Source organism: Exiguobacterium sp. s157 (genome assembly GCF_018618205.1).
Taxonomy (GTDB): Bacteria; Bacillota; Bacilli; order Exiguobacteriales; family Exiguobacteriaceae; genus Exiguobacterium; species Exiguobacterium chiriqhucha.
In genome coordinates, this window is sequence record NZ_JACSLQ010000002.1 from 540,797 (window position 1) to 559,725 (window position 18,929).

General features: G+C 55.5%; 17 protein-coding genes and 1 riboswitch. Of the genes, 13 read left to right on the plus strand and 4 right to left on the minus strand.

Translation table 11 applies throughout. The features are described 5' to 3' along the window. The first annotated feature begins 21 nt into the window (after nt 1-21). Nucleotides 22-1,704 (plus strand): GGDEF domain-containing protein, encoded by a 1,683-nt coding sequence (locus KNP67_RS06535; protein ID WP_214756272.1) that lies wholly within the window; start codon nt 22-24, stop codon nt 1,702-1,704. A 424-nt stretch (nt 1,705-2,128) separates the two neighbouring features. Here the strand turns inward: KNP67_RS06535 and KNP67_RS06540 are convergent, their stop codons facing one another. Beyond that, entirely contained in the window at nt 2,129-2,770 is a 642-nt protein-coding gene (locus KNP67_RS06540; protein WP_235045171.1) for a homing endonuclease associated repeat-containing protein, read from the minus strand. A gap of 453 nt (nt 2,771-3,223) precedes the next feature. Between KNP67_RS06540 and KNP67_RS06545 the strand changes: the two genes are divergently transcribed. From KNP67_RS06545 to KNP67_RS06570, 6 genes are all read left to right on the plus strand, one after another. Continuing rightward, nucleotides 3,224-4,036 carry an undecaprenyl-diphosphate phosphatase gene (locus KNP67_RS06545; protein ID WP_029594943.1) on the plus strand — a complete coding sequence of 271 codons (813 nt, stop codon included), beginning with the start codon at nt 3,224-3,226 and terminating at the stop codon, nt 4,034-4,036. A 94-nt stretch (nt 4,037-4,130) separates the two neighbouring features. Then, nucleotides 4,131-4,273, plus strand: a riboswitch (FMN riboswitch). Nucleotides 4,274-4,425: 152 nt separating this feature from the next. Beyond that, a complete protein-coding gene (ribD, locus tag KNP67_RS06550) occupies nt 4,426-5,505 on the plus strand; it encodes a bifunctional diaminohydroxyphosphoribosylaminopyrimidine deaminase/5-amino-6-(5-phosphoribosylamino)uracil reductase RibD (RefSeq protein WP_131471898.1) in 1,080 nt (359 codons plus the stop codon). Then, a complete protein-coding gene (gene ribE, locus KNP67_RS06555; RefSeq protein WP_131471900.1) occupies nt 5,486-6,127 on the plus strand; it encodes a riboflavin synthase in 642 nt (213 codons plus the stop codon). Before ribD ends, ribE begins: the two co-directional genes overlap by 20 nt. After that, nucleotides 6,127-7,311 (plus strand): bifunctional 3,4-dihydroxy-2-butanone-4-phosphate synthase/GTP cyclohydrolase II, encoded by a 1,185-nt coding sequence (locus tag KNP67_RS06560; RefSeq protein WP_029594946.1) that lies wholly within the window; start codon nt 6,127-6,129, stop codon nt 7,309-7,311. The genes ribE and KNP67_RS06560 overlap by 1 nt, the downstream gene beginning before the upstream one ends. Next, on the plus strand, nt 7,308-7,772 hold the full coding sequence (gene ribH / locus KNP67_RS06565) for a 6,7-dimethyl-8-ribityllumazine synthase (protein ID WP_021066479.1): 465 nt from the start codon (nt 7,308-7,310) through the stop codon (nt 7,770-7,772). Before KNP67_RS06560 ends, ribH begins: the two co-directional genes overlap by 4 nt. 93 nt (nt 7,773-7,865) lie before the next feature. Further along, entirely contained in the window at nt 7,866-8,681 is an 816-nt protein-coding gene (locus KNP67_RS06570; RefSeq protein ID WP_131471904.1) for a ZIP family metal transporter, read from the plus strand. 49 nt (nt 8,682-8,730) lie between these two features. Here KNP67_RS06570 and KNP67_RS06575 read toward each other — a convergent pair whose 3' ends face one another. Beyond that, on the minus strand, nt 8,731-9,099 hold the full coding sequence (locus tag KNP67_RS06575; RefSeq protein ID WP_131471906.1) for an iron chaperone: 369 nt from the start codon (nt 9,097-9,099) through the stop codon (nt 8,731-8,733). Between the two features lie 54 nt (nt 9,100-9,153). Beyond that, the gene (gene pruA, locus KNP67_RS06580) at nt 9,154-10,698 is read right to left on the minus strand and encodes an L-glutamate gamma-semialdehyde dehydrogenase (protein WP_021066482.1); all 1,545 of its coding nucleotides are present in this window, start codon (nt 10,696-10,698) and stop codon (nt 9,154-9,156) included. 171 nt (nt 10,699-10,869) lie between these two features. On the opposite strand from pruA, the gene KNP67_RS06585 reads away from it, so the two are divergent. The 3 genes from KNP67_RS06585 to KNP67_RS06595 all read left to right on the plus strand — a co-directional run bounded on the left by KNP67_RS06585 (nt 10,870) and on the right by KNP67_RS06595 (nt 13,743). Then, entirely contained in the window at nt 10,870-11,685 is an 816-nt protein-coding gene (locus KNP67_RS06585) for a nuclear transport factor 2 family protein (RefSeq protein ID WP_131471908.1), read from the plus strand. A 12-nt stretch (nt 11,686-11,697) separates the two neighbouring features. Next, nucleotides 11,698-12,135, plus strand: a complete 438-nt coding sequence (bcp, locus tag KNP67_RS06590; protein WP_021066484.1) for a thioredoxin-dependent thiol peroxidase — start codon at nt 11,698-11,700, stop codon at nt 12,133-12,135. 231 nt (nt 12,136-12,366) lie between these two features. After that, complete coding sequence (locus KNP67_RS06595; RefSeq protein ID WP_029594951.1) at nt 12,367-13,743, plus strand: alanine/glycine:cation symporter family protein; 1,377 nt, start codon at nt 12,367-12,369, stop codon at nt 13,741-13,743. 39 nt (nt 13,744-13,782) lie between these two features. Here KNP67_RS06595 and KNP67_RS06600 read toward each other — a convergent pair whose 3' ends face one another. Then, complete coding sequence (locus KNP67_RS06600) at nt 13,783-15,486, minus strand: methyl-accepting chemotaxis protein (RefSeq protein WP_214756273.1); 1,704 nt, start codon at nt 15,484-15,486, stop codon at nt 13,783-13,785. A 217-nt stretch (nt 15,487-15,703) separates the two neighbouring features. Here KNP67_RS06600 and gatC point away from each other — a divergent pair, with 217 nt between their 5' ends. From gatC to gatB, 3 genes are read left to right on the plus strand one after another with little or no spacing between them, the layout of a single operon-like run. Then, the gene (gatC, locus tag KNP67_RS06605) at nt 15,704-15,994 is read left to right on the plus strand and encodes an Asp-tRNA(Asn)/Glu-tRNA(Gln) amidotransferase subunit GatC (protein WP_021066487.1); all 291 of its coding nucleotides are present in this window, start codon (nt 15,704-15,706) and stop codon (nt 15,992-15,994) included. 11 nt (nt 15,995-16,005) lie between these two features. Continuing rightward, complete coding sequence (gene gatA, locus KNP67_RS06610; protein WP_029594953.1) at nt 16,006-17,448, plus strand: Asp-tRNA(Asn)/Glu-tRNA(Gln) amidotransferase subunit GatA; 1,443 nt, start codon at nt 16,006-16,008, stop codon at nt 17,446-17,448. A gap of 12 nt (nt 17,449-17,460) precedes the next feature. Beyond that, nucleotides 17,461-18,891: an Asp-tRNA(Asn)/Glu-tRNA(Gln) amidotransferase subunit GatB gene (gatB, locus tag KNP67_RS06615; RefSeq protein ID WP_021066489.1), complete on the plus strand. Its 1,431-nt coding sequence runs from the start codon at nt 17,461-17,463 to the stop codon at nt 18,889-18,891. Nucleotides 18,892-18,929 lie beyond the last annotated feature (38 nt).

Below are 18,929 nucleotides of genomic sequence, written 5' to 3' on the forward strand. Positions count from 1 at the left end.
GATAAGGAAAGGGGGGAGACGATGCGATTTCGGAAGTACCTCGTCAGGAGCTGGTTCTCGTGGTCGATCGTCTTCATGGGGATTCTCTCCTATATGTGGCTCGGTATCGGGACGTTTGATTGGTCGTTGTTTTGGTTCATCTTTACGCTCGGTGCCCTGTTCGTGATGAATCCGCTCAAGCGGCGGCACTTGCACTTCACGTTCCATGAGATGTTTGTCTTTATGACGTTCTTCTTGTACGGTCTGCTCCCGGCCTTATTGATGGGACAGCTCCTGCTGCTCACATTCCAGGCCCGGACGTTCGCCAACAAAGTCGGGCGGCGACGATTTTTACATTTCTATCCGCTCAATACGTTGATTGAGGCGATGTTGCTCGTCTTACCAGGACTCGTCTACTTGCGGCTCGGCGGACAAATTGGTCCGAACGTCCATCTGCTCGAGCAAGGTACGGCGCTACTCGGTTTCTTCGCGATCTTGTTCCTCGTCCTCGGATTCAGTTTCCTCATGTCGCGGTTCTTGATCGGGGAACGGATTCCGCTCCCGATCATGTGGCGTCTGCTCCGATTCGACTGGCTCGTCATCTCGCTCGAGCTATTGTTCACGATGGTCGCAATCGAGGCGTTCCAGTTGTTCGGCTATACCGGCCTGATGGCGACGTTCCTCATTCTGTCGCTCCTCAAGATGGGGCTGTCCAAAGCGACGGAGACCGAGGAGACGCAGTCGAAAATCGACCAAGTCGAGCGTTTGAAAGAACAGCTCTACCGAGTCGACAACGAACAACTGCTCATCGAGAAGTTTTGGAACGGGTTAAGAGAAGTCGTCGAACTCGAACGTGGCTGGTTACAAGTCAATCGAACCGGCGACCGCACGTTCTATGACGTCAGCGGACGAAAGTCAAAACCGATTGCCGACGCCTTTACGCTCGAACGGCATCGGGATGCGGAAGAGCCGTACTTCGTGTACGATTCGCTCCATGAGTGGCATCCCGACCTGCAGGCACAACAGACCGAGTTACATCATTCGGCCCTCGTCATCCAGCCCGTTTCGAGCACGACGAACGCGGTCAGTTGCATGATTTCGACGACAGCGAACGGCGCGTATGAAGGGGCGATCGCCGTCGAGATTCATCGACTGTTGAAAACCTTGTCCTGGTCACTCGAACGGATTGACGAGCGCAACCGGCTCCAGCATGAGAGTCTGACCGACCCGATGACAGGGCTGCCGAACCAGCGGGCGCTCAAACGTTGGACGAAGGAGCGGTTGAACGACATTGCCTCGTATCCGTTGTCCGTGTTCTTGGTCGACTTGGATCATTTCAAGGCGATTAACGATACGTATGGCCATGCGTTCGGGGATGAAGTGTTAATCGAGGCCGGGGCGCTGTTCAGTCGTCTCGTCCGAAGCGGTGACCTCGTCACGCGTTACGGCGGCGAAGAGTTCGTGTTCGTCTTCCCGCGCATGGATGAGGCGGCCGCGCTCGTGACGGGAGAGAAGATCCGCCAAGCGCTCCGCGCCCATCCGTTCGGCTCCGAAGGGATCCGCGTCCAAGTGACGGCGAGCATCGGCATCGAGACGATCCACGAGTATGACGACCTCGACACGCTACTCCGCCACGCCGACCGAGCCATGTACGTCGGTGCAAAATTCAACGGGCGGGACCGTGTCGCCCATTATCGCGACACGTCGACGGAACGGATTCAATGATGAAAGAGAACACGAATAAGCCGGTGTTCTTCTTTTTCGTCTAATCAACATGAACGATGTTCGGCCGACGCCCTCCGTTCCTGGGGCGATGCGGATGCCTCCGCAGCGCGTGCCGCGCTTTACGGAGTCATCCTTGCATCGCTCTCCCCTAGGAGTTCGGGCACCGGCCAAGGCATCGTTCAACAAATATTGAACGAACTTCCATGTCTGACACGGGATATTGATGTACCGTGGCGCTTTCGATGCGCTCGTCCGTCGGCGCCCCGACTCTTGCAGGATAGCAATCCGACGGAGACCCAGCAGCGTAAGCGATGCGGCTCCGGGATTGCCTGCAGAAAGCGTGGGCGCCGAAAGGACGATGACGCAACATCTACAAAATAAAGGAGGACACCGGATACCCGGCGTCCTCCTTATGAATGAAAGATTATAATTTCTGATTGAAAATTTCTGACTCGACCGCGTGAATCGCAGCCGACCATGAACCGTAACGATGAAGAATTGCTTTCGTGGATGGTTTGTTGTTCCGTTTTGCCCATTCGCGATACGCTTCGAAGGAAAGAGAGAAGCCCATCTCGTGAATCGCTTCACGGAGTGCGGTGGAGAGCTCTGATTTCGAGTACGTCACACTCGCTTCAAGTCCGGCTTCGGCGCAGGCGTCATGCCACGAACCGAACGTCTTGACGATATGGTAATGGCTCGGTGCTTTCGGATGGAGCTTGCGCCATTCCTGATACTTTTTGAGCGTGATAATCGATCCCATGTCGCGCGAGTAGAGGGCGAGTGTCTCGATGATATCTTCACGCGTGTACTTTGGCATTTTGTCCGGGAGATCGACAGTCGCCTCTCCGTGCCATTCATAGCCGGCGATTGCAAGCGCCTCGGCCCATGACCCGAACTGTCGGATAATCGACTCGGGAGATGGCCAGCTTTGTTCCATCGCGAAGCGACGATACACAGAGCGTCGTGGACGTTCCTTCAACAAGTCGCCGAGCAGTCGAATACAGTGAATCATCCTCTGCTGTTCGGTGGACAAGTGGTGGGATTTAGTGGATAGCGTTTGACTCAATGATGGTTCCTCCTTCCATGGACTCATATCTGAACCGACAAAGATGACGAAGTTGCTTCTACAATCATACTATCGGCCAGTTTTTACAATTTATAAGTGCATTGTTCAAGTTTTTTTAAACCGATTTTATGAACGGGTAGGTCTAAAGTCCTGTTTATACTTTGAAAAAATGGTAACAGTTCTATTACAAATTTAATATTAAATGGGTTCAATTGTAAACAAAAAGTTTTATCGTGGCTAATATGTAATAATCTGTACGAAAAAGTACCCAACTGGCCAATGGGGTCATCACCGTCGCACCAGTTGAGTACTCTTCTATAATAAATTTAATTTTCAGACTAATCAAATGAAAGTTTTGAAAATAACGATTTTTTTTTGAAAGGGTGGTCAGTGAAACGAACGGTCTGCTAAAATAATGGAATTGATGTAAATAAGAAAAGAGGATGTTACGATATGACAATATGGTTATTTTATCTCCTACTCGGCTTGATTCAAGGGTTCACCGAGCCGATTCCAATCTCATCAAGCGGTCACTTGGTCATCTTCCAAGAGCTGTTTGATATCGAGTTACCGGGGCTCTCCTTCGAGATTTTCGTGAACTTTGCCTCGTTGCTCGCCGTGTTAACGATTTATCGGCAGGACGTCGTCCGTCTCGTCGTCAGTCTGTGGACGTTCTTGTTTAAAAAGGACCGCAGTGACGAGACGATGGTCGACGTCAAGTTCATTGGTCTCTTGCTCGTCGCCACGGTCCCAGCCGGTGTGCTCGGCGTCCTGTTCGGCGATTGGATTGGCGAGAAGCTCAGCGGCGTCGCCACGGTCGGTTATACGCTTATCCTGACCGGGGTCGCGCTCTGGTTCATCCGGAATATGCGAGGGAATAAAGGAGACGGCGGCATCACGCTCCGCGACGCCATCTTAATCGGTCTCGCTCAAGCGGTCGCGCTCATCCCAGGGATCAGTCGCTCCGGGGCGACAATCGTCATGGCGATGTTGCTCGGCATCAAACAAGAGTCGGCGCTTCGCTTCTCGTTCTTCCTGTTCATCCCGATCAGTCTCGGGGTGACGATTTTAGAGGGACCGGAGTTGTTCACGAATCCAGAAACACGTGATTTGTTCGGACCGCTCATCTTGGCGTTCATCGCCTCGTATGCGCTCACGGCCATCTCGCTCAAATGGTTCCAGCACATCATGGCGAAAGGCGAGCTCAAATACTTCTCCTTCTATTGCTGGGTTGTCGGACTCCTCGTCGTTTTATTCTTGGCTTGATTTACAAAGCGTTGCTCACACGAGCGGCGCTTTTTTTGCGCATTTCGTTTTGCCATCCATTTATTTTTGCGCTAAAGTGGAGACGTACAAACAAATATTCCTTCGGGGTCGGGTGAAAGTCCCAACCGGCGGTGATGGGCGCGAGCCTTAAGTCCGTGACCCGGTCGCACGTGTGCGAACGGTGGATCTAGTGCGATTCTAGAGCCGACAGTATAGTCTGGATGGGAGAAGGAAACATGACAGGTCCACGCGACCTGTAGTTCGTCGTACGTTTTTCTGTAAAGAAAACGCTTATTTGGCTTGCCCAAATGACGACGGACGACTCCCACCGAGACCTTGAGGATCATTCCTTGAGGTCTTTTTGTTTGTACGAAACAAGGAGGGAGATTATGCAACAGTACATGCAACAAGCCATCCAATTGGCCAAATCCGCCTCTTCGACCGGCGTCAATCCGCGCGTCGGGGCCGTCGTCGTCAAGGACGGTCGAGTCGTCGGGTTCGGCGCCCACTTGAAGGCGGGGGAAGCGCACGCCGAAGTGCACGCCATCCGCATGGCCGGTGCTGCCGCCTATGGCGCCACGATGTATGTCACGCTCGAACCGTGCTCGCATTATGGCAAGACACCGCCGTGTGCCGATTTAGTCGTAGAGTCGGGCATCAAACGGGTCGTCATCGCGATGACCGACCCGAATCCGCTCGTGTCAGGGCAAGGCATCGCTCGATTGAAAGCGGCCGGGATTGATGTCGAAGTCGGTCTGCTCGAGAGTGAGGCACGAACGCTCAACGTGGCGTTCTTGCGCTCGCTCGAGACGAAACGGCCGTATGTCATCTTAAAGACGGCGACGAGCCTTGACGGCAAAGTCGCCCTCGATACCGGTGACAGCAAGTGGGTGACCGGAACCGAAGCGAGACGGGACGTCCATGAACTGCGGGCGTCGGTCGATGCGATTTTGACCGGTGTCGGCACTGTCCTCGCTGATGACCCGGCCCTCACCGTCCGGCTCGACCGCGAGACGACGGAACCGCTCCGGGTCGTGCTAGACCGAGAGTTACGCACGCCGCTGTCAAGTCAGCTCGTCCGGACGGCGAACGATGTGCCGGTGCTACTCTACACGACGTCCGACGATCAAACGAAGCGGGACGCGTTCATCGAGCGCGGCGTCGAACTCGCGGCGTACACGTCGCTCGACGCTGTGCTGCAAGACGTCTACGCACGCGGCATCGGTCGTCTGCTCGTCGAAGCGGGACCGACGCTCGTCACATCACTCTTGGACGGACGGTTCGTCGACGAGTGGGTCATGTACCAGTCACCGCGCGTGTTCGGCGGCAAGGGCGGATTTTACCGTTCGCATCATGACGGTCCGCTCGATGCAATCAATCGATATGACGTGCAATCGGTCGAGACGGTCGGCGCCGACATCAAACTCATCATGCGAGAGGGGGAGTCCGATGTTCACGGGAATCGTTGAAGAAATCGGCAGTGTCAAGGCAGTGAAACGCAACGGTCCGTCCCTCCGGCTCACGCTCGCCGGAAAAATCGTCCTCGAGGACGTGAAGCTCGGTGACAGTATCTCCGTCAACGGCATCTGTCTCACCGTGACGACGTTCGATCGTGACAGCTTCTCGGTCGATGTCATGCCGGAAACGCTGAAGGCGTCGAGTCTCGACGGGGTCCGCCCCGGCACGAACGTTAACTTGGAGCGGGCTATGCCCGCGAACGGACGCTTCGGTGGTCACTTCGTATCGGGTCACGTCGACGGGGTCGGGCGCATCGTCAAAAAACAATCGCTCGCGAACGCGGTCTATGTCGACATCAGCTGTGAGCCATCTCTCCTCCGTTATATCGTCCCGAAAGGTTCGATTTCGGTCGACGGGACGAGCTTGACGGTGTTTGATGTGACGGAACGCGGCTTCACGTTGTCGCTCATCCCGCACACGTACAGTGAGACAGTGCTCGGGATGAAACAGGCTGGGGATGCGGTCAATTTGGAATGTGACATGTTGGCTAAGTATATGGAAAAACTCGTAAGTCAAAAACCGATGACGCTCGAATCGCTGGCGTCACAAGGGTATGGAAAGGCGGGATGGTAATGTTTCACTCGATTAAAGAAGCAGTCGAAGAGTTGAAGATGGGACGTCCCATCATCGTCGTCGACGATGAGGACCGGGAGAACGAAGGGGACTTCGTCGTCCTCGCGGATAAAATGACAGCAGAGACGATGAATTTCCTCATCACGGAAGGCAAAGGGCTCGTCTGCGCTTCTCTCGCTGAAGAAGTGGCCGTCCGGCTCGACTTGCAGCCGATGGTCGCGAACAGTACCGACCCGCACGGCACGGCGTTCACGGTCAGTGTCGACCACGTCGATTCGACGACGGGCATCTCGGCGAGCGAGCGGGCCCATACGGTGCGCGAACTCGCGAATAGCAACGCCCGTCCGGCCGATTTCCAACGTCCTGGTCATATCTTCCCGCTCATCGCCAAAAAAGGTGGCGTCTCCGTCCGGCGCGGGCATACGGAAGCGTCGGTCGATTTGGCGCGACTTGCCGGAAGTGAACCAGTCGCCGTCATCTGTGAGATTATCCGTCCGGACGGCGAGATGGCCCGGTTGCCGGACCTTGAACGTGTCGCACAAGCGCATGATTTAAAATTCATCACGATTGAGGAATTAGTTCGCTATATGGAGACGGACCTCGTCGAACGAGAGGCGGACGTCTCGCTCCCCTCGGTGAAAGGGGACTTCCGATTGATCGGTTATCGGAACGTCCTCGACCGGGAAGAACACGTCGCGCTCGTCAAAGGTGAGATCGAACACGCACCGCTCGTCCGGATTCATTCCGAATGTCTGACCGGTGACGTCTTCGGGTCCCATCGTTGCGATTGCGGGCCACAACTGGACACAGCGATGGCGAAAGTGGAAGCCGAAGGCGGTGTCATCTTGTATATGAGACAAGAAGGGCGTGGCATCGGTCTGCTCAATAAATTGAAGGCGTACGAACTACAAGAACAAGGGCTTGATACGGTCGAGGCGAACGTTGCGCTCGGACTTCATGCCGATTTGCGCGATTACCGGGTCAGCGCGGCCATGCTTCGTGACCTCGGCGTCACGAACGTCCGGCTCATGACGAACAACCCGGAAAAAGTCGATGCGTTAGAAGCGTGCGGCATCACGGTCATCGAACGTGTCCCGATTCTCGTCGGCGCCCATGCGGCGAACGAGAAGTACCGAATGACGAAACAACAAAAAATGAATCACTTTGGAGGAGAAGAATCATGATGCATACATTTGAAGGAAACTTGGTCGGAAAAGGCTTGAAAGTCGGAATCGTCGTCGGACGGTTCAACGATCTCATCACGATGCGCTTGCTAGACGGGGCGAAGGATGCGTTGAAGCGCCACGGCGTCGAACAAGACGACGTCGAGATCGCATTCGTCCCTGGGGCGTTCGAACTCCCACTTGTCGCGAAGAAGATGGCGATGAGCAAGAAATATGATGCCGTCATCACACTCGGGGCCGTCATCCGTGGGGCGACACCACACTTCGACTACGTCTGTAACGAGGCGGCGAAAGGCATCGCCCAGGCGAGTTATCAGTCAGAAGTACCGGTCATTTTCGGTGTCTTGACGACCGAGACGATTGAGCAAGCGATCGAGCGAGCTGGAACGAAAGCCGGGAACAAAGGTTGGGAAGCGGCAACGTCGGCCATCGAGATGGCGAACTTGATGCGCGCGTTTTAATTGGACGGGGGAGAGCGAACCAGCTCTCCTCTTTTTTGTCGTTAGCGACGCATGCGTCCCGGGAAAAGGATAGGGTGGAAGGAGGCGATGGTGATGTGGGAATGGGTGGCTCAACTGAGCCCGGCCATGCAGGCGTTGCTCGGGACGATGTTCACATGGGGGATGACCGCGCTCGGGGCGGCCATCGTCTTCATGACGAAGTCGATTAACGAGCGGTTGATGGACAGCATGCTCGGGTTTGCCGGCGGTGTCATGATAGCGGCCAGTTTTTGGTCACTCCTCGCCCCGGCCATCGAAATGGCGGAACAAGACGCGATGCCGGCTTGGTTTCCGGCCACCGTCGGTTTTTTAGTGGGTGGTCTGTTTTTGGCAGTCGTCGACAAACTGATTCCGCACGTGCATCCGACGTCTTCCCTCAAAGAAGTGGAGGGCATCCGTCCGCAAAAACGGAAGCGTAGCACGTTGCTCGTCTTGGCGATCACGCTGCATAACATCCCGGAAGGACTGGCCGTCGGCGTCGCCTTCGGGGCGGTCGCGGCCGATTTCCCGTCCGCATCGCTAACGGGTGCCATCGCCTTGGCCATCGGCATCGGTATTCAAAACTTTCCGGAAGGTGCCGCCGTATCGCTCCCGCTCAGACGGGACGGGCTCTCCCGGCGCCGAAGTTTTTTCTACGGTCAGTTATCGGGCATGGTCGAACCGGCGGCCGCACTGGTCGGCGTCTGGGCCGTGCTCGTCATGGAGCCGCTCTTGCCGTTCGCGCTCAGCTTTGCCGCCGGGGCGATGATTTTTGTCGTCGTCGAAGAAGTGATCCCGGGGTCGCAAGAGAATGGGCATAAAGATATGGCGTCGATGGCGTTGATGCTCGGCTTCACCATCATGATGATTTTGGACGTGGCGTTAGGATAAGCCACAGAAAAGGAGCGGTGACATGTGCGTCATCGCTCCTTCTTTCAGATCAACGCCAAAACGACGTGTGACCGGCCTTATCTTCGATATTGAACGCGATGATGTCACGAAGCAAATCGTAGTCGACGGTTTGGCTCCACTTGATACGGAACAGCTGTTTCGTCTGCGTATAGCCCGCCTCCCGGATTTGCATCTGGAACACCTCGAGCGGGACGGCCTCCGGCGCGACGGCAAAGTGTGCTTTGGCCACACTGAAGGCGATGATGAACGTCCCGTGATCGGTGAACATCGGCTGATTCCAGGCGATGCGTTCCTCGAGGTGCGGGAATGTCTCCCGGACCCACACGAATATGTCGTCCAGTTTGGCACGGTGTTCCAGGTCGTCAATCGTTGCTAAAAAATCGTCAAACGTCTCCATGAGAAACCTCCTTTGGTGAAAGAAAGCCCGACTCAGATGAGCCGGGCTGATTGATTAAAACGTCTCAGACGTCGTTTTTGCTTGCATGTGGAGCTGGATGTAATCCGGTCCGCCTGCTTTTGAGTCTGTACCTGACATGTTGAACCCGCCGAACGGCTGATAGCCGACGATGGCGCCTGTGCAACCACGGTTGAAATACAAGTTCCCGACGTGGAAGTTCTGACGCGCGTACTCTTGGTTCGAGCGGTCACGCGTGAGGACAGCACCCGTCAAGCCGTATTCCGTGTTGTTGGCGATGTCGATCGCTTCTTTGAAGTCTTTCGCTTTCGTGAAGGCGACGATCGGTCCAAAGATTTCTTCTTGCATGAGACGTGCTTTCGGCGCGACGTCAGCGACGACCGTCGGCTCGATGAAGTAGCCTGTCGAGTCGTCGGCTTTACCACCGGCGACGATTTTGCCTTCTTCTTTGGCGACGTCGAAGTATGATGTGATTTTTTTGAACGCGGCCGCATCGATGACCGGTCCCATGAAGTGTTCGTTTTGCTCCGTGTTGCCGACCGAGAGTTCGTTCGTCAATTCGACGACGCGGTCGAGCACCGTGTCATACACGCTGTCGACGATGACGGCACGAGAACAAGCCGAACATTTTTGACCAGAGAAGCCGAACGCCGATTTGACGATTGACTGGGCCGCGAGTTCGAGATCCGCTGATTCGTCGACGACGATCGTATCTTTTCCGCCCATCTCTGCGATGACGCGTTTGAGCCAGATTTGGCCGTCGTTCAATTTCGACGCACGCTCGTTGATGCGCAAGCCGACATCACGTGAACCTGTGAAGCTGATGAAGCGTGTCTTCGGATGGTCGACGAGATAGTCACCGACTTCTGCACCTGGTCCTGGGATGAAGTTGAGGACGCCTTTCGGAAGGCCTGCTTCTTCCATGACCTCGACGAATTTCGCAGCGACGATCGGTGTCGTCGATGCTGGTTTCAAGAGGATCGTGTTACCGGCAACGATAGCCGCGACGGCCGTCCCTGCCATGATTGCGAACGGGAAGTTCCAAGGGCTGATGACGATCCCGACCCCGAGTGGGATGTAGTCATAGCGGTTGTATTCGCCCGGACGGCTCTCGACTTTTTTACCTGGTTTGAGCTCGAGCATTTGACGTGCATAGTATTCCATGAAGTCGATCGCTTCTGCTGTATCCGCGTCCGCTTCGTTCCACGGCTTGCCTGCCTCCTTGACGAGGTAAGCTGAGAACTCGTGCTTGCGCTTGCGGACGATGTTCGCCGCTTTGAACAAGACGTCGGCACGGACGGCCGGATCGACATGGCGCCATGAGTCGAACGCTGTGAGCGCTTCTTGCATCGCACGCTCAGCGAGCTCTTGGTTCGCTTTCGAGACGTGACCGATGACTTCTTCTTTATTGGCCGGGTTGTAAGACGTGATTTTGCCTTCCGTCGTAACTTTCTCCCCACCGATTACGAGCGGATAGTCTTTTCCGAGCTCACCGTTGACTTTCTCGATCGCCGCTTGGATGGCTGCGGCGTTCTCTTTGTTTGTAAAGTCTGTGAATGGTTCATGTTTGTATGGAATCATTCTCGTTCCCCCTTAAAAGTGATCGTATATTGAAGCGCTTACGTCTGTATTGTATCGAAAATCGTGGTGAAATCCTAGTGAAACAATTTTCCAGAAAAGCGTGTCGTTTTCGCTCGAAATCGAGTCGTGGTAGGATGAGAGTACAGGACGACTTGCGAAGGGAATGATTGAATGAACAAGTGGATGATGCCGCTCGTGCTGACCGTGTTGCTCGTGGGATGCGGAACGGCGGACGAAACGCCGACGGAAGAGGCGACCGAAGAGACGAAAGCGCCGCTCCCGGAAGCGGTCGAGACCTTGTATACGTCATACCAACAAGCGCTCGAAAACGGGGATGCGGCGGCGCTCAAAGCCATCGACTATGCGGGCGAGTTGACCGACATCCCGGCGACCGGTGCCGAGATGCGTGGCCTCACGCCGGGCGATATGTACGAGAGCTGGGTGAATGAGGACGGGGACGTCGCGTTCATCGTCCATGAGATGGAGGACGCGGACGGCAATGAACTGCCGAACCGACTCTCGAAAGTCGCTATCAAAGAAGGGGAGGACTGGAAACTCGTCGTCACCCCGGCTCTCATCCCGGCCGACGTGATTGGGGAAGTCGGCGACATGTTGACGGGAATCGAGGCGAACGAGTACGGGGTGAACCCGGAAGCGAACGCTCGTCTCGCCGAAGTGCCAGAAGACGAGGCTGGCCCGATTTATGACCAAGTGAACGCCCAGACCGACTACGTCGCGCTCGAGGCCGACAATAACGTCTTCTTGCTCATGGCCGAGACGCTCACCGTACCGGAGAACCAAGACACGATGGCCGACTACTTCGAGGCGTACCGGACGTGGTATACCGACAATGAGGCGGCACTTAAAAAGGCCGCTGCAACAGAAGACCCGGTCGAGTATCTCGAAGCGCTCGAACCGCTCAAACAAAAATTAGAACAAGCGATCGACGGTTATGACGAGAATCTCGTCGACCCATCGTTCGGATAAGGAGGAAATAACATGTTAGCACCGACATTCACATTACCGAACCAAAATGGGGACATGATCTCGCTCGAGGACTACCGGGGCCAGAAAGTCGTGCTTTATTTCTACCCGAAGGACGCGACACCGGGTTGTACGACCGAGGCATGTGACTTCCGCGATGCGACACCGCGATTGAACGGGGCCGTCGTCCTCGGTATCTCGGCCGATAGCCAGAAGAAGCACCAAAACTTCATCGCCAAACATGAGCTGCCGTTCGATTTGCTCGTTGACGACACGCATGAGGTATCGGAGCTATACGGCGTCTGGCAATTGAAAAAGAATTACGGGAAAGAGTACTACGGCATCGTCCGTTCGACGTTCCTCATCAACGAGGACGGCTATATCGAACAGGAATGGCGCAGTGTGAAAGTGAACGGGCACGTCGACGAGGTCGTCGCGGCGCTCACGACATGAAACGAGACGGCTTCCGAAACGGGGGCCGTTTTTTTGTGCGCCTCGCATTACAATTTTATTTCAAATACTAAATTCAGAATCAGGTTAAGATAAAGCGCAAAAGTGGTATATTACAAAAATATTACACGACATCGGACCGGATTAATGCCTTGTCAACTTGACGAAGTTGAGAATGTTCTGAAAAATATGAAGGAACGGTGAACACCAGATTTACATAGGGGGCATATTAGCATGGAAAAGTTTGAAGCGGTCCTGACGAGTTTATCGAACCTCGTCTGGGGGCCACACTTATTGATTCTATTGATTGGGACAGGCGTCTATTTGACGTTCCGGCTCGGCTTTATCCAAGTGACGCGGCTCGGATACGGTTTGAAAGAGGCGTTCCTCCCGAAACAGAAAACGGGAGCGGAAGCAGAGAAACAGAAAAAGCAACGCGGTGACATCTCTCACTTCCAAGCGCTCATGACAGCGCTCGCGGCCACGGTCGGGACCGGGAACATGGTCGGCGTTGCGACGGCGGTCGTCCTCGGGGGACCGGGCGCCATCGTCTGGATGTGGCTCTCCGGTTTCATCGGGATGGCGACGAAGTACGCCGAGGCGATTCTCGCCGTCAAATATCGTGTCGTCGATGAGCGGGGCGAGATTGCCGGCGGACCGATGTATTACTTGGAGCACGGCTTGAAGAAGAAGTGGCTCGGCATGACGTTCGCCTTGTTCGCTGCGATTGCCGCGTTCGGCATCGGCAACGGCGTCCAGACGAACTCAATCAGTATGGCACTCAACACGTCATTCGGGATCCCGATGCTCGTGACGGGCATCGGGCTCATGGTGCTGACTGGATTCGTTATCCTCGGGGGCGTCAAATCGATTGGGAAAGTCGTCGGCGTGTTCGTGCCCGTTATGATCATCGGCTATGTCGGTGGGGGTCTCGTCATCCTCGTCATGAACTTCGAGTTGATTCCGTCGGCGTTCGCGACCATCTTCTCGAGCACGTTCAGTGCGGAAGCTATCGGCGGTGGGGCGCTCGGTGCCGCGATTCGATACGGGGTCGCACGCGGCGTGTTCTCGAATGAGGCGGGCCTCGGCTCGGCGCCAATCGCAGCGGCAGCCGCGAAGACCGATTTCCCGGGACGACAGGCGCTCGTCTCGATGACGCAAGTGTTGATCGATACGCTCATCGTCTGTTCGATCACCGGGTTGACGATTGTCATGAGTGGTCAGTATACGAGCGGTCTGCAAGGCATCGAGTTGACGCAAGCGTCATTCGCGTACTTCCTCGGTCCGATTGGGGAACTGATCGTCACAATCTCGCTCGTCTTCTTCGCGTTTTCGACAGTGATCGGCTGGTGTTATTATGGGGAACGGTCGGTCTATTACTTGCTCGGGGAGAAAGCCATCATGCCGTATCGGATGATGTATATCGTCGTCGCCGGACTTGGTGCGATGACGACGAACTTGAACTTGATTTGGGCCATCTCGGACGTCTTCAACGGCCTGATGGCGATTCCAAACTTGATTGGTCTCTTGTTCTTGTCAGGTGTCGTCGTCGCCGAGACGAAGCGTTTCGAGCTCGAACGGAAAAAAGAACTGCGGCAAGCGGCCGCTTAACCAAAAGGAAGCGCCCTCGCATGAGGACGCTTCCTTTTGTCATACTTTGAATTGACCGATCAACGTGTTCAATTCGTCCATCTTCTGTTGCGAGATCTCGGTGACACGGTTCAACTCGCTGAAGCGGTCGACAGACATCGTCACTTTCTCAGCGATTTCCTGCGTGCCGAGCGCACCGTTGTTGACCGTGACGGCCACGTCTTGGATGACCCTGATCATGTTCGACGTCAACTGTTCGAGTTCGATGGCGGCCTCGGCGAACTCGGAGGCGGTCGCTTCGAACCGGCCGGCGTCTTCGCTGTAATGCTCGGCCGCTTCCTCGAGTTGGTCATAGTCTTTCAACACGTTCGTGTCGAGGAAACTGAGCATCTCGCTCGACGTGTCGTTCAAATGGTCGACGGAGTGGAGCACGGTCGTCGAGATGGCTTGAATCCGTTCGACGGTCGTCCGGCTCGTCTCGGCCAGTTTCCGAATCTCATCGGCGACGACGGCGAACCCGCGTCCCGCTTCACCGGCCCGAGCGGCTTCAATCGAGGCGTTCAATGACAACAGGTTCGTCTGGGCAGCGATGTCCAAAATGTCGTTCGTGAGCGTCGCAATCTCGCGGACGGCTTTGGCGTCTTGCATTGCCTGCTCCAAGTTGACGCGCGTCGACGACAGGACGTGGAGCGCGGACGCTTTCGCCTCGACGGCATGGTCGCGCAAGGCGACGGCGCGGGTATCGACTTGCTCGGCCTCGGCTTTTCGCTCGGCGGCCATCGTCACGATGTTGTGCAGCGTCCGTTCCATATCAGAGGCGGACGCGTTCATTTCTTGGGCGCTCGCGGCCGTCTGTTGCATCCCGGCCGTCAAGTCCTCGGTCGTGGCGGCCGTCGTCGTCATATACGTGTCGAGCTCGCGCAACTCGTCATACATGTGTGCCGACTGTTCGGTCACCCCGTGAGACACACCGTTCACTTGCAAAATCAATTGCCGCAGATTGGCGAGGAACTGGTTGAAGTCGCGGGCGAGTCCCGAGAACTCGTCGCGGCGCTTCACCGGGATGGCCGTCGTCAAATCACCTTCGCTCGTGGCCAACTCCCGCATCTTCACTTTGAACTCCTTGAGCGGCTCGAAAATCGAGCGGAAGATGAACACCATCATAAGCACGGTGAAGATGACGGCCGCGGCCATGATGACGATGAGCGTGAGCTGGACTTGTTCGAACAGCGCCGCACCGGATTCCGTGTCAGACCGAATCTCATCGCGGTTCAAGTTGACGAGCAGACCGAGCGTGTTCGAGAGGGCGTCGGCGGCCGGTGTCGCCGTGTCCCGGATATAGGCGTCGGCCGCGGCTTGACCGTCCTCGTTCGAGATGCGGACGAGCTCCTCGATGTTCGTTTTAAATGTCGCCCATTGATCCGTCGCTTGATCGAACAGCTCTTGATCGGCTTTCGTGATGATGGTCGATGAATAACCGCTCATTTGTTGTTCGAGAATCGTGATGCCCGTGTTGAGGTTCGTTTCGACATTTTGCTTCGTCACCTCGTCCTCGATCAAGGCGTGACGCATCATCTGTTGACGAATCTCAAGCAGCTGTTTATCGACGAGATGAATTTGGTCCATCCCCGGTACCCACGAGACGGTCATATCTTGTTGGGCGGCCTTGGATGCATTCAACGCATAAAACGAGTAGCCGCTCACCCCGAGCAACAACACGAGCAAGACGGTGAACGCGACGATCAGTTTATTACGAATTGACATAGGAATCCCCCTCGAAAAAATAATGCTTCTTTCTAAGCATAATGAGATTAGGGGACGGACCGAATAGGCGTTTTTGGAAACGAGTCAATATTACGAGGACATTCCCTAAGTTTTCAAAAAAGACATCAAGATTGGCGAGATGGGATTTTCTTTTTTGTCTTATAAAAAAGTGGTATGATAATGGACGATGTATTGAAAACTGTTGGAGGTGGAACCTTTGGCTCGAATCACAGAAGCTGAAGTTCGGCACGTCGCCGGACTCGCCCGACTTGCGATCACAGAAGATGAAGTGACGCACTTCACGGAGCAATTGACAAAAATCCTCGAGTTCGCCGAGCAACTCGATGAACTCGATACGACGGGCGTCATCCCGACGACCCATGCCCTAGATTTGAAAAACGTACTACGCAAAGACGAGGTTCGTCCTTCACTTCCACGCGAGGAAGTCGAACGGATGGCACCTGATTGGGAGAACGGCCAAGTCCGTGTCCCAGCGGTCTTTGAATAAGGAGGCCCTTCATGAGTTTATTTGATCACGGTGTAGCCAAGCTGCATACGCTTATAAAAGAAGGCGAAGTCACGGTATCCGACCTCGTCAAAGAATCATTTGACCGCATCGAGGCGACCGACGAGAAAATCGGTGCCTTCTTGACGCTCAACGAAGACGCGTTCGAACAGGCGAAACGGATGGACGAGCTCGCCAAGACCTCGGACAACCCGCTCTTCGGTTTACCAATCGGCGTCAAAGACAACATCGTCACGAAAGGGACACGCACGACGTGTGCCTCGAAGTTCCTCGAGAACTTTGTCCCGGCACATGACGCGACGGTCGTCGAGCGTCTCCATGACGCCGGTGCCGTCACAATCGGGAAGTTGAACATGGACGAGTTCGCGATGGGTTCATCGAACGAGAACTCGGCGTTCAAAGTCGTCCGCAACCCGTGGGACCCGACGCGCGTACCAGGCGGTTCGTCAGGCGGTTCAGCAGCAACGGTCGCGGCCGGACAAGTCCTGTTCAGCCTCGGCTCGGATACGGGTGGCTCGATTCGTCAGCCGGCAGCCTATTGTGGCGTCGTCGGGATGAAACCGACGTACGGTCTCGTCTCACGTTACGGCCTCGTCGCATTCGCCTCGTCGCTCGACCAAATCGGTCCGCTCACACGTACGGTCGAAGATAACGCCTACTTGTTGAACGCGATTGCCGGTCATTGCGACATGGACTCGACGTCAGCAACGGTCGACCTTCCGGATTACACGAAATCGCTTCACGGCGACATCAAAGGCATGAAGCTCGCACTTCCAAAAGAGTTCATGGCCGAAGGCGTGTCAGACGGTGTCCGCAAACAAATTGAAGAAGCGGTCGAGACGCTCAAATCGCTCGGTGCGACGGTCGAGGAGGTCTCGCTCCCGACAGTGAAATACGCGCTCCCGACATACTACTTGCTCGCGTCATCAGAAGCATCTTCGAACCTCGCCCGGTTTGACGGCATCCGTTACGGACGTCGCGCCGAGGCCGATGCGCTCGAAGAAGTGTTCACGTATTCGCGCGAACAAGGTTTCGGGGAAGAAGTGAAACGCCGCATCATGCTCGGGACGTACGCACTCAGCTCGGGTTATTACGATGCGTTCTACAAGAAATCGCAACAGGTCCGCACGCTCATGAAGCAAGACTTCGCGAACGTGTTCGCCGACTACGACGCGATTATCGGACCGACTGCGCCGACGGTCGCGTTCAAACTCGGTGACCAGCTCGAAGATCCGCTCACGATGTATGCCAACGATATTATGACGATTCCGGTCAACTTGGCGGGCATCCCGGCCATCTCGGTACCGGCTGGCTTGTCAGAAGGCCTCCCGGTCGGTTTACAGATCATCGGGAACCATTTCAGTGAACCAACACTCTACCGCGTGGCCCATGCTTTTGAACAAGCAAACGGCGGTTTCAAGATGCCACAGCTCTAAGGAGGACGTACGATGAACTTTGAAACGATCATCGGGATCGAGGTGCACGCCGAGCTGAGCACGAAGTCGAAGATTTGGTGTGGCTGCTCGCGCACATACGGTGCCGAAACGAATACACAGACGTGTCCGATTTGTCTCGGACACCCGGGCGTCTTGCCTAAATTGAACGAAGAGGCGGTCAATCTCGCCATCAAGGCCGCGATGGCACTCAACTGCGAAATCGCGACCGATACGAAATTTGACCGCAAGAACTACTTCTATCCGGATACGCCGAAAGCGTACCAAATCTCGCAGTTCGACCAGCCGATCGGTTTCAACGGCCACGTCGACGTCGAAGTCGACGGTGAGATGAAACGGTTCCGCATCGAACGCGTCCATCTCGAAGAAGATGCCGGGAAGATGAACCACACGGGCGAGAAACACTCGGTCGTCGACTTCAACCGGACCGGGTCACCCCTCATCGAAATCGTCAGTGAGGCTGACATGCGTTCACCGAAAGACGCCGTCGCTTATCTTGAGCGCTTGAAAGAAGTGCTCTCGTTCGCGGGCGTCTCGGACGTCAAGATGGAAGAAGGGTCGCTCCGTTGCGACTGTAACATCTCGGTCCGTCCGTTCGGTCAAGAGCCGTTCGGCACGAAGACGGAGCTCAAAAACTTGAACTCGTTCTCGAACGTCTTGAAGGCGCTCGAGTATGAGGAAGACCGTCACCGCAAACTGCTCATCACGGGCGGCGTCATGCGTCAAGAGACGCTCCGTTTTGACGAGGCGGCGAAGAAGACGATCCTCATGCGTGTCAAAGAAGGAGCGGCCGATTACCGTTACTTCCCGGAGCCGGACCTCGTCCGTCTCGAAATCGATGAGGAATGGAAAGAGCGCATCCGTGCCACGCTTCCGGAACTTCCGGTCGCACGTCGCGAACGTTATATGAACAACTACGGCTTGTCGGCGTACGACGCCAAGGCGCTCACGTCGACGCGGGAGTTCTCGGACTTCTTCGAAGCGACGACTGCGGCCGGTGCCGAACCGAAAGCGGCCGCGAACTGGCTCATGGGCGAAGTGCTCGGTCACTTGAACAAGTCGGACGACACGATCGAGACGATGAAATTGACGCCGAGCTCGCTCGCGGAGTTGATTCGTTTGATTGGAGAAGGTACAATTTCTTCGAAGATCGCCAAACGCGTGTTCACAGCCATGATCGAAGAAGGCGCCGAACCGAAGGCGTACGTCGAAGCGAACGGTCTCGCCCAAATCTCGGACGAGAACTTGCTCCGCGGCTACATCCTCGACTTGTTCGAAGCGCATCCGCAGATGATTGAAGACTTTAAGAACGGGAAAGACCGTGCCAAAGGCTTTATCATCGGGCAGATCATGAAGCAGACGAAAGGGATGGCGAACCCGGCACTCCTCGATGGCTTGTTCCACGAAGAGATCGCCAAACGCTAAACAAGCGGCGAGGCACTTGTGTCTCGCTTTTCGCTCGA